Source organism: Spirosoma litoris (assembly GCF_054776755.1).
The window spans coordinates 607,042-621,198 of sequence record NZ_BAAHBI010000035.1 but is presented as its reverse complement, the minus strand read 5'-3'; the positions used below and the strand labels follow the sequence as shown (position 1 = coordinate 621,198).

Genomic DNA, 14,157 nt, shown 5'->3' with positions numbered 1-14,157 from the left:
GTACTTGTCCAATTTAGATTCTAGAGATTCTTTTGATTCTTATTGATGGCTCGTGCACTGATTATCAGCAAAATACTACCGATAGAATCAAAAGAATCTTTAGAATCTTTTGATTCTAAATTGCATGAGTACTAGCTCAATCGGTCTTTAAAGCTTTCGTAGCCGTAGGTTTTAATCAACTGAAACGTCTCATTTTCTTTCCAGATACCAATGGCTGGTAAATTCACTCCGTTGAAAGTTGTGGTTTTCACCATCGTGTAGTGAATCATATCATCGAACACGAGCTTATGGCCAATTTCGAGAGGGGCATCAAATGAGTAATCGCCCATAAAATCGCCGGCAAGGCAGGTCATACCACCTAAACGATAGGTCGGTTTACCCGCAACGGGTTCATGGTAGGAGTTGATAATCCGGGGTTTATAGGGCATTTCGAGCGTGTCGGGCATATGAGCCGCAAACGACGTATCCAGAATGGCCACTTCAATCCCCTGGCTATTGACAACATCAAGAACGGTCGATACCAGAACGCCCGTTTGCCACGCAATGGCTGAACCCGGTTCCAGAATAACATCTACCTTATATTTCTGCCGGAAGGCTGACAGTAAGCCAATCAGATGATTAGTATCGTAACCTTCCCGAGTCATCAAATGCCCTCCACCGAAATTAACCCATTTAGCCTGATGAAGCAGATCGCCAAAGCGCGCTTCGAGGGCTTCGAGCGTTCGCTCCAGGGTGAATGAGTCATTTTCGCAGAGCGTGTGAAAATGAATCCCTTCCAAACCCTCAGGTAATTGATCGGGCAATTGATCGCGCGTAACGCCTAAGCGAGAGCCCGGAACGCAGGGGTTGTACATGTCCGTGGCAACTTCGGAGTACTGTGGATTTACCCGAATACCACAGGAAACTGGTTTTCCGGCAACCCGATCTTTAAACCGCTCCCATTGGCTCCACGAATTGAACGTCAGATGACTGCTCCGTTCGACAACTTCATCAAACTCATCGTCGCGATAGGCTGGAATATAGGTATGCGCCTGCACGCCCATATACTCGTTTACCAATTTGATTTCGTTGAGTGAACTGGCAGTGGCACCACTTAGGTATTCACGCACCAATGGAAAAGCACTGTACATCGAAAATCCTTTCAGTGCCAGAATAATAGTCACGCCAGCGGCCTTCTGTACCGAATCGATCAATGTAAGATTTCGACGTAATTTGGCTTCTTCCAGAATAAAGCAGGGCGACGGAATAGCGGGTTCGTCGAGGTGCTGCAGCAAGGTTGTATTCATGCCGCAAAGGTATGAAACTAATGGCCTTTACGTTTAGGAAAATCGGTGCCGAATGCAATCGGCAGATTGTATTTAACGCGTATTAGCCGTCCCGATTGGCTCCCAGGAATCCAGCAGGGCATAGCTTTAACAACCCGCATCGCTTCTTCGTCGCACCCATAGCCAAGACCTTTCAACACCTGAATATCGGAAAGGCTACCGTCTGTTTCTACGATAAACGACACGAAAACGCGTCCTTTAATTTTCGCTTCCTGAGCTTCGTGAGGATAGTTAATAGTTACTTTCAGATAGTTTATTAAGGCGTTTATACCACCTGGGAATTCGGGCTGCGTTTCAACAATCGTATAGACGTTTAAATCTGGCTGTTGTGGTGTTTGCGCGAAACAGGCAACCGACAGTACTAATAAACCGATACTCAGCGCACAAAGGCGACCGAGTATCAGTACGTACGTAGTAAAAGAAGTGCTACGCATGTGAATAGAAGCGGAACCGCTTATTGGATTTAGAATTTTTACTCTTTTACAACTGCATCATTCCAGTGTAAAGGCAATCGGTAAATTATACCGTACGCGAACCGCCCGCCCCGACTGTTTACCGGGCTTCCAGTGGGGCATCTTGTTCATAACCCGAAGGGCTTCTTCATCGCAGCCGAAACCAATTCCTTTCAATATCTGGATATCGGTTAAGCTTCCATCCGTATTGACAACAAAGCTGACAAAAACCCGCCCCGATACGCCTGCCGAAGCAGCAGAGCGTGGATAGTTTAGATTTTTACCCAGGAAGTTCATCAGCGCACTTATACCGCCGGGATATTCGGGTTGCTGCTCAACCGTTAGAAATGGAGCTTCGGTTTTGGTTTCTACTTCAACGGCTTTTTCCTGTACCGTGGCAACCGTTGCTTCTGGTGCCGCAATCACGTCAATATCGCCCGTTCCCTCCGCCGTTACGGGTCCAGAAGTGGCATCTTTAAGTTCCTCAACGGTTGCGGGTGGATTCTCGTCAACCACATCAGCGTCAGGTAGCACATCGAGTGGTAAATTTCGAACGGTCTTAACTGCCGGTTGCTTTTCAGCAGGTGGAACTTCTATCGGCTTTTCGGCCGGTTGTTCTTTTATCGTTTCAAGCGTCACCTGGGTCATGATCTCATTGTTGGCGATGGCTTGTTTAGGCCAAAACCGATCATAGAGTGTAGGCATAGCGACTCCTAGCAAAAATAAACCGACACCCAGCCCTACTGCACGGCTAAGTGTCGGTCGATAATGCTGGCGCAGGTCGAAGGCACCGTAGGCCCGATTACGAGCCTGAAAGATAATGTCGTCGTAAGTCAGCGCGACATCCGTGGAAGCATTGGCGTGAAGCATAGCGTTCGATCGTTTATAACGCTTGGATGCTCGCTCCAGTTATTTTCCACAAATGGCCTTATAAGCTATCGTACTTTTTGACCAGTAAAACGGCCTCATTTTCGGATTTACCACTCAGGCTTTCCTGTTTGGCATAGGCCTTCAACTCATCGGTATGATCGCCCAGGCTTTCGATGATCGACTTGTCGGAAAGCTTCACTTTGGTTAAGGTCTGATCGGGCTTAAGCACATAGTAGGAATTAACATCCCGGAACTCGTCGTACCGTTCTCCATTGGCGTAGGGATTCTTATAATCGGCCTGTTTAAAGGATTTTGCCACTCGTTTTAGCAAGGCTGACTTGCCTTGATAGAGCACCAAAAAATACCCATTCTTCAACGCGTCGTCGTTGGTTTTGGCCTCTGGTATATGGCGAAAAACGTAGAATTGGCCATCTGCATTCTTAAGCTGAAACGATTTTACCTGATCGACATTGACGATAATAGAATCATTACCAGCCCAGGTCCGAAGTAAAATCAGATGTTGACGATAGGCATCAAATTTAATGGGGACCTCTTTGTAATTCTGCCCGGCCGCCATCTCAATCTGGCCTTTATTCCAGGCGGGGAGAAAATAGGGTGTCCCTCGTAATCCTTCATACCGATGATCCATCGTATTCACCATCGTGTACGGGCCAGCGCCAACAATCTGACTGGTCGACTGGTACGTTTCATAGCCATTGCGCTGTGCATTGGGGTTATATTGCTGAGTTGGCTTAGCTTTCGTGGTATCGCTTTTCTGAGCGAAAACACTTGACATAGACAAACTCGCCAGAAGGGTCAGGAATAGAAGCTTCATAGTCGTGTTGTTTAAAGTAGGGCGGAAAATAACAGTTAGGTTACTAAATAACGAAAATACCGCCATGATCTATAGCGGTATTTTCGTTAGTCAAGAAATTTTAATCAGGCCGGATACTCATGCGGCAGCGGAATGTTCACCCGTTCGTTGACAGGCAATCCCTGTTTGTTCATTTGTTCGATAAACGGATCGGGATCTAGCTCCTCGCAGTTCCAGACACCGGGCTTCATCCACACACCTGTGAGCATAAGCATGGCACCAATCATGGCTGGCACACCTGTTGTATAACTAACGGCTTGCCCACGCACTTCGCGATACGTTTCGGCATGGTCGCAGTTGTTCCAGATAAAATACGTCCGATCTTCACCGTCTTTCACGCCTTTAATTTGGCAGCCGATGCTGGTTTGACCCGTATAATTTTCGCCCAGTGAGTCGGGAGCTGGCAATACTGCCTTCAGAAACTCCAGCGGTACAATATCCATTCCATTAAACTTCACTGAATCAATACGGGTCATGCCTACGTTTTGCAATACCTCAAGGTGTGTCAGATACGCCTGACCAAAGGTCATCCAGAACCGGGCACGTTTCAGCGTTGGGAAGTTTTTCACCAACGACTCCAGCTCTTCGTGATAAAGCACATAGGATTCACGGGCACCAATGTTGGGGTATTCGATGGGCTTATGAATGCTCATGGCCGGAATCTCGACCCACTCGCCATTTTCCCAGTACCGACCAGGCTGGGTGATTTCCCGAATGTTAATTTCCGGGTTAAAATTCGTAGCAAACGCTTTGCCGTGATTCCCCGCATTACAATCGACGATATCCAGATAATCCATCCGGTCGAAATGATGTTTGGCCGCATAAGCCGTAAACACCTGAGTAGCGCCAGGGTCAAATCCGCAGCCTAACAGGGCCATTAAACCAGCCTGCTCAAACCGCTCTTTGTAGGCCCACTGCCAGCTATATTCAAACTTAGCAACGTCTTTCGGTTCGTAATTAGCCGTGTCCATATAGTGAACACCCGCTTCCAGGCAGGCATCCATAATCGGAAGATCCTGATAAGGTAACGCCACGTTGATAACCAGCACCGGATTAAATGACCGAATCAATGCAACCGTTTCGGCCACAACATCGGCATCAACCTTTGCCGTTTGAATGGTTACGCCGTGCATTTCCTGAATTTCGGCCGCAATACGGTCGCACTTTGCTTGGGTGCGGCTGGCCAGCATAATCGTTGTAAAGACCTGGCTGTTCATCGCACATTTATGCGCTACAACACTGCCAACGCCACCGGCTCCGATAATGAGCACTTTTGCCATCTATCTGAATTTAGTAGTTGTGTATTTTCTTTCGGCGACAAAGATAGGGAAAGTCAATAAGTCGATATGTAATGAAGTTGTTAACAGAATTTCGCTTAAAGCCGTACCACGCTTAGTTATACCGGAGCAATTGAACCGCGGCACGGCTCTAAGCGGAAGCCTTAGCTAGGTAAAGCTCTTAAATAAGCGGTGTGTTCTAAAATAATGACCAGAAAATAATGGTATTTTATCAACAAACAGTTAGTATATTTGTTAAGTAGACATATACTCAATCCTCAATAAATACCGTTATGAAATTCGTATCTTCTTCAGGCTCTGCTAACTCATTTGAACTCGCGATTTTAGGCTACAGTAAGGCTACCAAAACCTGGCGAGACCGCAATCGGTTACAATGCCGATTTTCGACCTTATGGGGGCAACAGTCCGATACGCAATCGGCCCCTCTGCAAACCTGGGAAATCAAACGGCTATTGGTTGGATTACGCTCGCTCTGGAACAAAGCAACTAACCATGTAACCCTGACTTTCTCGGAGCCAGGTCTGAGTATGGAAGCTAAAGCCCTCTCCGACGACAAGTATTGCCTACAAATTCAACTCGATCATTCGCTGGCGCCCTCCTGGCATAACTACCCAGACTTCCCCATGGAAATGGATATCCATTTAAACCGAAATCAGCTTCAGGAAGCGATACAAGAGTTGTCTGGCCAAATGGATACGTTTCCCGAAAGATAAATTCTAGCCTTATCTGTACTAGCAATATATTGGGTGTATTGTGCTTAACTGACAAGGCTAAGTATAGTGCGCCTGCTTTACTATTTGCCAATAAGCCCAAAAGATAAAATCAAACTAACTACCTATAATTCAGATACTTATTATGAAAAAAATTTCCTATTATTACTGAATCGCTTCCAGTCAGCCTACAGCTAAACTTTCATTAAGGGCATATTTTCAGATAGGTTACTACGTACTTAGTAAATCATTTTCCCAATTATTATTATTATTTCGCGATATTATTTTTTGACAACATCAGTGGTAATAACCATATTTGTAGCTACAGTAGATTTGTAGATTAGGGAAATTTACTGGACCGCCTACAAAATAGATTACTGAATCCTCTTTTAAACAAAAAACGACCCAATTGTATGAAAGTCGTCAAGCGAAGAAATCGCCAGATGACCATGGAACGGATTCTACGTGCCATGGGTGAAGTAATGGCCGAGCGAGGCACCGAAAAAGCAGGCATCAATGCCGTTGCCGAGCGCGCCGGAGTGAATAAAGTACTTATTTACCGCTACTTCGGTGGCTGGAACGGCTTGCTGGAAGCTTATGTGCATCGCGGATTCTTCCTGTCGATGTTTAACGACAAATTCCTGGATTCGGTGCCGGACAATCTGGCTCCCGAAGCTCGGAGCAAAGCCTGGTCGGAGTACACCATCCAGTTCATGCGCGAGTTCCGTAGCCGGAAGTCTTCGCAGGAGTTGATCCGTTGGGAAATGTCGAATGGCGAAACCGAACTGGCTCGTCGTCTGGCCGATTTTCGGGATCAGTCCTACAAATCGATGGTTAGTAAACTAGCCCCTTATTCTAACTTCGATCCGATTGCCATCACCAGTCTGATGGTAGCTGCGGTTACGCATCTGGTACTGACCAGTAATCAACGCGATCATATCGGCGATATCGATCTCCGCTCCGATTCGGGTTGGGAACGGCTGGAAACAGCTATCCGTCGAATTTACTCTAGTTTGAATATTGCCCTTGAGCGTGAAAACGCCAAAACGGCTTAAAGAATTTACGCATTACGAGGTACGAATTACGATTGGCTGGCGTCAGCAAAAATCGTAATTCGTACCTCGTAATGCGTAAATCTTATGCATTCATTAGTTCTTCAATCGCTTCAGCTTCGAGCGGAATATTTGCCATCAAGTCAATATTGCCCGACTCCGTAATCAGGACGTTGTTCTCCAGGCGAATCCCGAGTTTCTCTTCACGTATATAAATTCCGGGCTCAACGGTGAAAACCATACCAGGTTCCATTCGCCGATATTTGTTGCCAACGTCGTGCACATCAAGCCCCAGAAAATGCGACGTGCCGTGCATGAAATACTTTTTGTATAAAGGTGCATCAGGGTCCTGTTTCGCAACCTCATCACGATCCAGCAGCCCTAATCCAATTAGCTCGCCCTCCATTACCTTACCCACTTCCCGGTGATATTCGTCCCAAAGATTACCGGGACGGAGCATTTGTGTAGCTTCTTTCATCACCCGTAAAACAGCATCATAAACAGCGCGCTGGCGTGCTGTAAATCGGCCATTAACGGGTACAGACCGCGTCATATCGGCGTTGTAGTTCGCATACTCAGCGCCAATATCCAACAGAATCACGTCGCCATCCTGACATTGCTGGCTATTGTCAATGTAATGCAATACACAAGCATTAGCCCCCGAAGCAATGATAGGACTATAGGCTGATCCCCGTGAGCGGTTCTTCAGGTATTCGTGCATCATTTCGGCCTCAATTTCATACTCCCAAACGCCGGGTTTAATAAACCCAAGCAACCGACGGAACATCTTGTCGGTAATGTCGATAGCGGTCTGAATAAGGGGAATTTCCTGAGGTTGTTTAATGGCTCGCAGGTAGTGCATCAATGGCGCAAGCCGCTCCAGATGATGCAGTGGGTATTTCTGCCGAAACTCATCAATAAATCGGGCATCGCGCGTCTGAACCAGTACACCAGCCCGAGTGTGTTCATTGGTATTCAGGTAGATATGCTCAGCCTCGAAAACCATCAGCGTAAAAATCTGCTCGAACTGGTGTGTCCAGTAAATCTGCTTCTGCGGAATTCCCGTTACCTGCTCGGCTTCGGTCTTAGTCAGTTTATGCCCTTCCCAAATTTCGATAAGCTCGCTGGTTTCGCGCAGGAACAAGACCTCACGAAATTTCGGATCGGGATGCTCTGGAAATAATACCAGACATGTTTCTTCCTGATCAACCCCAGTGAGGTAGAACAAGTCATTGTTTTGCCGAAAAGTCATTGTACCATCAGCATTGGTAGGCATAATATCATTGGCATTCACAACAACCAATGATTTAGGTTTCAGCAGATTAGTAAGTCGCTGGCGGTTGTGCACGAAAAGTTGGCTGTCGATGGGGAAATAACGCATACGGTAAACCGTTGAGGCTGGTTTTCTGATTAATTTTGCAAAGAAACTCAAAACCCAGAATAGTTTCTGTGTGTTTTCTAGTTTAGACTTTCGCTGTGAGCCGTCTCACGGTTCAATTGACCCGCCGGCACGGCTCACAGTGAAAGCCCAATTTGTTTTCTACCTAAACGACTCATGACACTTCGCCACACAGTATTCTTATGCCTGTTGACTTCGCTGCTACAGGCCCAGCCCAACGCAGCGCCTAAGTACTGGGTGTTACTTCGCGATAAAGATCAAACGTCCGCTCCGGCTTTGTCGCAGCAATCGATCACGCAGCGACAGCAACAGAACCTTCCTCTAGACGAGACGGATAAGCCTATTTCGGCGGCTTATCTGCATCAGTTCAAGCAAGCGGGCGTACGTCCCCTTTGTCAGTCTCGCTGGCTTAATGCTGTGTCGGCCTATTTAACGACCGAACAACAGGCGCGGGTTCTTGCCATGCCGTTTGTGAAAGGCATACAGGCTATTGATCCGGCTATTGTCATTACGTCTTTAGACTTACCGGCCAATCTTCAAATGGCGCCGGTCATGACCCAAATTCAGGCTCCTGATTTTGCGAATGCAGGACTAACGGGTCGGTTTGTAAACATTGGCGTGATCGACGCCGGTTTTTTCGGAGCTGACTCAGCCAATGCACTCAAGCATATTTTTGCGCGTGATGGCGTTAAGCGAGTGCGCGATTATGTGAATGAGAAGAAAACCCACGATAATCTGTTTCGCACCCTCGAAACCATGTCCGATTTTCATGGGACTGAAGTGCTGGCCGCTATTGCCGGTAGCGATCCTTCCGAAAACATTCAGTTTGGGTTGGCCACCGATGCTACTTTTTATCTGGCCCGAACCGATCAGGGCAACCGCGAATACCGGGGCGAGGAAGACAATTGGGTAGCCGCTATGGAGTGGATGGACAGTCTTGGAGTTCGGCTGATCAATACTTCGCTGGGTTATGCGAAAGGTATGAGTAACCCGAAAGAAAATTATGAGCCTAGCCAAATGGACGGACATACGAGTCTCATTAGCCGAGCTGCTCAGATTGCTGCCGACAAAAAAGGAATTCTGATCATTGTATCGGCGGGAAATGAAGGCGACGATCGGTCATGGCGGATCATCAGTACACCCGCCGATGCGCAGGGCGTATTGGCTATTGGCGCTACCAACTCCCGGCTTTGGAACCGGATTGGTTACAGCAGTATTGGTCCTGAAAATCTACCTTATCTGAAACCCAACGTTTCTTGTTTTTCGCTCTACGGAACTTCGCTGTCGGCGCCCGTTATTACCGGTTTTGCCGCCTGTATCATGCAGGCAAATCCTAAACTGACGAATAAACAAGTGATGGAGATTATCGAGAAATCGTCGCATTTATATCCCTACGGAAATAATTATGTTGGTTACGGTGTACCACAGGCATCGCGGGCATTGGCTTTACTCCGAAATCAGGATATACCGTCAAACGTTCGGTCGGTGAAAGCGAATGGTAAATCGTTCACACTTCCCGTCGAAACAACTGAACAAATTGTATCGGTATTTCATAAGAAAAGCGCAACCCACGTTTTGCAGCAGGAAGCAGCTAAGGTTGTCAATGGTAAGTTAACCCTCCGCCGGGCATCTGACGAAAAACAAACGACCATCGATTTGAAAAGGGAAGTGATTGAAGTGGTTTGGGAGTAATTTTTTTCGACAGGATTAACAGGATTATATGGAACCTGTTTAAACTTTTTCTAATCCAGCCATAATTAGTGCTTTTTTGTCATCCCGACCGGTCCGCCGGTGCGGCAGGAGGGATCTTCGGGTGAGTCTATTGGCTAATCTGTCCCCGAAGATCCCTCCTGCCGCACCGGCGGACCGGTCGGGATGACAAAAAAGCCATTGAAAGAAAAGTTTAAACAGCCTCATGAATTTAAAAATCCTGTTAATCCTGTCAAAAAAAACCTTGTCCTGTATGAAGAAAAATTAATTTTCGTTTCAGATCGACCTTAACCTCTGGCTATAGCTTTGCTTCCATAATCAACAGTAAACAACAAATTGACTATGGAAACCAACGCTAAATTAATCGCACTTACGTTACTGACAGCTACTCTGGCCTCGCCTTTTGCAAAGGCCCAACAGGCACCAGACCCAGGGAACCCTCCTGCTGATGTAGCCATTAATGCCCCTCGCCCCGAATTTCCGGGACACCAGCAGCCAGACGGCCCTGGTCCTCGACACGGCAGACATCGGGGTGGACCGGTTGGTCAGGGAAACCCACAGGGACCTCAAGGATTTCAGGGTGGCCATCATCAGGGACTTACGTCCCTAACCACTGTTTCGGGAACAGTTGGTCAATGGATTGGCAACGATGATGCCATTCTGGACGGCTTTACGCTTAACGCCGGTTCGGGACCCGCCACTACCGTGAAATTTCCTGCCCACTTAGGTCAGCAGGTTCAGAAGGCGATCAAAACGGGCAGTAACGTGAGTATTTCAGGGTATTCGGTGAACGGTACTAACGGCGAAAACGTGTTCAGAATGAACAGCCTGACCGCTGGTAGAACAACGGTTTTTGACACCCCTCCTACCCATCCGGCAACTGCTCCCGAAACGCCAGCGTTAGTGACCGCTACCGGAAAAATTGCTGATTATCGACTTGATCGTGGAGGACGTGTAAATGGTCTGGTGCTGGACGACAAAACAATTGTCAGCATTCCACCGCATGTAGCCTATCAGCTAACCGATCTGGCCAAAAAAGGGAGTACCATCACCGTTCAGGGTTATCCCAAAAGCCTGCGGGAAGGACAGGTGCAGTTAGAAAAAATGAATATTCTCCGGGCGTCGGTATTAACGATTAATGGACAACAATATTTGGTTCGCTAACTTAATGGCGAAAGAGTGAATGAATGAAAGAGTGAGAGCTAACTCGAAGATTTTCACTCATTCACTCATTCACTCTTTCGCTCTTTCGCTCTTTTATTCTCGTGAAAATCCTGGTTATCGAAGATGAGCGTAAACTGGCCCGATTTATTAAGCAGGGTCTGGAGCAACATGGCCACGTCGCCGATCTGACGCATTCGGGTTCAGAGGGCCTTGATTTTCTGGCTGGTGGGCTATATGATCTGGTGCTGCTTGATCTGATGCTGCCCGGTCAGACTGGCTTCGAGGTCTTGCAAAACCTTCGAACATTTGGGATAACGGTTCCCGTCATTATTCTGTCGGCGCTCAGCGATTCGGATAAAGTGGTGCATGGATTAGATCTCGGCGCTGTCGATTACATGCGAAAGCCATTCGATTTCAACGAGCTTTTAGCACGCATTCGGGTTTTACAACGCCGAACCACCACCAGCGATAATGTCGTGTTGCGCGTGGCGGATGTGGAAATGCGACTGGTTTCGCATGAGGTACTTAAAAACGGCACAACGCTTGACCTCACCAACCGCGAATTCTCGTTGCTCGAATTACTCATGCGTCGGGCTGGGCAGTTAGTCACCAAAAATGAAATTACCGAAAAAGTCTGGTCCGTCGATTTCGATATGGGCAGCAATGTAATTGAAGTCCATATCTATCAGCTCCGAAAAAAGCTGGATTCACTCGGCAGAACGGGCCTGATTGAAACGCTTATCGGCCGGGGTTATCGCTTCAAAACAACATGAGTCTACGCAGCCGCATTGTTCTAGCCGTTACGGCAGTGTTTGCGGCAGTCAGCCTGCTGTCGGGCTGGATGATGCTCAATCGGGCCGAGCGCAGTTTGCAAACCGCTTTCGACCGTGCCGTCCGAACAAGAGCCGAATGGCTCCTCTCGCTGGTAAGTGTAGATCCGGTTGTTCTTCCCTTACCCACCGATCAGGAGCGGGTGCTGGTCGTTTATCGCACCTACGGACACACGCGAGAGCTTTTCCGAAGCCCTGGTTTTCCAGGTGGCCCTCACAAGGATAGGCATAGGTTCCCCAGATATGATTCCTATCGAGAATTAACCGTACAAACGACTTCAGATCAGCTATCGGAGGGACAAATTCTGTTGACGCTTGTAGTGCCTGACGCCAGTTTGCGGCAAGATATTCATCAGCTTCGGTGGTTGTTTGGCCTGGGTTGGCTAGTCAGTTTGGTCCTAGCTTTTGCCGCTGGTTATGGTGCCGCAGGCTGGTTATTACGACCGATACAAGCCATTATTAATCAAGCCAATACAATTAGTAAAGCTGGTAACAGCAGCCAACTTACATTGCCCAAAACACGCGATGAGATTTATCAGCTGACCGACACGCTGAACCGGATGTTGGCCAGGATTCGGGAGAATGTGGATTTGCAACAAAATTTCTTTGGAGCAGCCGCCCACGAGTTACGCACGCCTTTAACCGTTATGAAAACCGGACTAGAAGTAACGATAGCGAATGAGCGTGCCGATGCCAGTATCAAACCATTTTTGACCAGTCAATTAGATGAGGTGAGTCGATTAGCGCGCTTAATCGATGAATTTTTAACCCTTAGCCGACCCGATGAAGCAGCTCAACCGTTGAATTTAACCGAAATCAGCGTACCCGTTTTAATTCGTCGCTGCATTGCTCAGTTGGCAACCGTCGCAGAGGATTATGACGTAACCACGCGGTTGGATGTAGAAGAAGCGAGTCAGGAAACTATTCTTACCGATGCGGTTAAGCTCCAGCATATTCTTCTAAATCTAGTCGAAAATGCCATTAAGTACGCCGTTCCGAACAGTACAGTCCTGATTAATCTACACTACACGGATGGTTGGAAAATCCAGGTACAGAACCAGACTACCCGCGAAAACGGCCCCATAATCGATTTGATGCAGCCCTTTTTTCAGGCCGACCCCTTCAAAGAAGGGCACGGTTTAGGGCTTTGGATCAGTCATCGGTTAACAACATTACTACACGGAGAATTACATCTTGACTGGCAGGCGTTTACCTTCACCAGTGAACTATCCTTGCCCTCATCGCCTACTAATACTTGTCCAATTTAGATTCTAGAGCTTCTTTTGATTCTAATCGATGGATTAGGTAATGATTATCAGGAGAATCCGATAGAAGCTACAGAAGCTACTTTGGTAAAGCACTAGTTACTATCAATCAACCGATCGAATGAGCGGTAAGATTTGGCTAATTACAGATATTGACCTTTGCTCAGATAATTCGTTACATAATCGGCAATCCCATCTTCAAGCGAGTGAAAATGTTTCTCGTAGCCTATTGAACGAAGCTTAGACATATTGGCCTGCGTAAAATACTGATACTTGTCGCGGATATCGGCGGGTGTATCGATAAAGTCAATTTCAGGCTCCAGACCAAGCGCATAAAACGTATTCTTAGCCAGATCGAGGAATGTGCGTGCTTTGCCGCTACCGAGGTTATAGATACCTGAATTGCGCCGGTGATGCATGAGGAACGAGCAAACCTCAATTACATCTTTAACATAAACGAAATCACGCATCTGTTCGCCATCGGCAAAATCTGGATTATGTGATCGGAACAACTTCATTTGCCCCGACTTTTTAATCTGGTGATAGGTATGAAAAATCACGGATGCCATCCGTCCCTTATGGTACTCATTAGGACCGTATACATTGAAGAATTTCAGGCCAGCCCAGAAGAAGGGTTTACGTTCCTGTTCGAGTACCCAAATATCGAACTCGTTCTTCGAATCGCCGTAGGGATTTAGCGGTTTCAGCTGAGGGATCAGCGATTCATTGTCGTCGTAGCCTAATTCGCCAAGACCGTACGTTGCAGCCGAAGAGGCATACACCAGTGGAATTTGATAGTCGATGCAGCGATTCCAGATTTGTTTGGAGTATTCGACATTCAAATGCTCAAAAATCTGACGATCAAACTCGGTTGTATCGGTACGTGCGCCAATGTGGAAAATAAATTCGACTTCCTGATAATTCTGGTCGAGCCAATCAAAAAAATCCTCTCGATCAACCCGCTCCTGAATGCGTTTTCCAGCCAGATTAGCCTCTTTTTCGGGGTATGAGAAATCATCTACTGCAATAATGAAATTGAAGTTTTCCTGATTCAATTTGCTGATCAAACAGCTTCCGATAAAACCGGCGGCTCCCGTAACAATAATCATAAAGTGGTGGCAGTAAACGTGTTCGTCGTGATAATTAGGTAGGTATCAGTGCGAATGAAGGAAAAACGCCCGTAAAGATACATGTTTTCTATTGGAGAA

At 47.1% G+C, this 14,157-nt stretch carries 13 protein-coding genes; 6 read left to right on the top strand and 7 right to left on the bottom strand.

The window, feature by feature from the left end; all coding sequences use genetic code 11:
* Window positions 1–131: 131 nt before the first annotated feature.
* The 5 genes from nspC to ACYVGR_RS21895 all read right to left on the bottom strand — a co-directional run bounded on the left by nspC (window position 132) and on the right by ACYVGR_RS21895 (window position 4,801).
* Complete coding sequence (gene nspC, locus ACYVGR_RS21915) at window positions 132–1,286, bottom strand: carboxynorspermidine decarboxylase (RefSeq protein WP_460960650.1); 1,155 nt, start codon at window positions 1,284–1,286, stop codon at window positions 132–134.
* A 17-nt stretch (window positions 1,287–1,303) separates the two neighbouring features.
* A complete protein-coding gene (locus ACYVGR_RS21910; RefSeq protein ID WP_460960648.1) occupies window positions 1,304–1,759 on the bottom strand; it encodes an energy transducer TonB in 456 nt (151 codons plus the stop codon).
* 57 nt (window positions 1,760–1,816) lie between these two features.
* Window positions 1,817–2,647: an energy transducer TonB gene (locus ACYVGR_RS21905; RefSeq protein WP_460960646.1), complete on the bottom strand. Its 831-nt coding sequence runs from the start codon at window positions 2,645–2,647 to the stop codon at window positions 1,817–1,819.
* 58 nt (window positions 2,648–2,705) lie between these two features.
* Window positions 2,706–3,482 (bottom strand): hypothetical protein, encoded by a 777-nt coding sequence (locus ACYVGR_RS21900; RefSeq protein ID WP_460960644.1) that lies wholly within the window; start codon window positions 3,480–3,482, stop codon window positions 2,706–2,708.
* Between the two features lie 104 nt (window positions 3,483–3,586).
* The gene (locus ACYVGR_RS21895; RefSeq protein ID WP_460960642.1) at window positions 3,587–4,801 is read right to left on the bottom strand and encodes a saccharopine dehydrogenase family protein; all 1,215 of its coding nucleotides are present in this window, start codon (window positions 4,799–4,801) and stop codon (window positions 3,587–3,589) included.
* A 290-nt stretch (window positions 4,802–5,091) separates the two neighbouring features.
* Between ACYVGR_RS21895 and ACYVGR_RS21890 the strand changes: the two genes are divergently transcribed.
* Complete coding sequence (locus tag ACYVGR_RS21890; RefSeq protein WP_182458030.1) at window positions 5,092–5,532, top strand: WapI family immunity protein; 441 nt, start codon at window positions 5,092–5,094, stop codon at window positions 5,530–5,532.
* A gap of 410 nt (window positions 5,533–5,942) precedes the next feature.
* Window positions 5,943–6,584, top strand: a complete 642-nt coding sequence (locus tag ACYVGR_RS21885; protein WP_460960639.1) for a TetR/AcrR family transcriptional regulator — start codon at window positions 5,943–5,945, stop codon at window positions 6,582–6,584.
* Between the two features lie 82 nt (window positions 6,585–6,666).
* Here ACYVGR_RS21885 and ACYVGR_RS21880 read toward each other — a convergent pair whose 3' ends face one another.
* Window positions 6,667–7,962, bottom strand: a complete 1,296-nt coding sequence (locus ACYVGR_RS21880; protein ID WP_460960637.1) for an aminopeptidase P family protein — start codon at window positions 7,960–7,962, stop codon at window positions 6,667–6,669.
* 174 nt (window positions 7,963–8,136) lie between these two features.
* On the opposite strand from ACYVGR_RS21880, the gene ACYVGR_RS21875 reads away from it, so the two are divergent.
* From ACYVGR_RS21875 to ACYVGR_RS21860, 4 genes are all read left to right on the top strand, one after another.
* Window positions 8,137–9,672: a S8 family serine peptidase gene (locus ACYVGR_RS21875; protein ID WP_460960635.1), complete on the top strand. Its 1,536-nt coding sequence runs from the start codon at window positions 8,137–8,139 to the stop codon at window positions 9,670–9,672.
* Window positions 9,673–10,032: 360 nt separating this feature from the next.
* The gene (locus ACYVGR_RS21870; protein ID WP_460960633.1) at window positions 10,033–10,854 is read left to right on the top strand and encodes a hypothetical protein; all 822 of its coding nucleotides are present in this window, start codon (window positions 10,033–10,035) and stop codon (window positions 10,852–10,854) included.
* A 101-nt stretch (window positions 10,855–10,955) separates the two neighbouring features.
* A complete protein-coding gene (locus ACYVGR_RS21865; RefSeq protein ID WP_460960631.1) occupies window positions 10,956–11,627 on the top strand; it encodes a response regulator transcription factor in 672 nt (223 codons plus the stop codon).
* Window positions 11,624–12,952: a sensor histidine kinase gene (locus tag ACYVGR_RS21860; RefSeq protein WP_460960629.1), complete on the top strand. Its 1,329-nt coding sequence runs from the start codon at window positions 11,624–11,626 to the stop codon at window positions 12,950–12,952. The genes ACYVGR_RS21865 and ACYVGR_RS21860 overlap by 4 nt, the downstream gene beginning before the upstream one ends.
* Window positions 12,953–13,092: 140 nt before the next feature.
* On the opposite strand, the gene rfaD is transcribed toward ACYVGR_RS21860, so the two are convergent.
* On the bottom strand, window positions 13,093–14,058 hold the full coding sequence (gene rfaD / locus ACYVGR_RS21855; RefSeq protein ID WP_460960627.1) for an ADP-glyceromanno-heptose 6-epimerase: 966 nt from the start codon (window positions 14,056–14,058) through the stop codon (window positions 13,093–13,095).
* Window positions 14,059–14,157 lie beyond the last annotated feature (99 nt).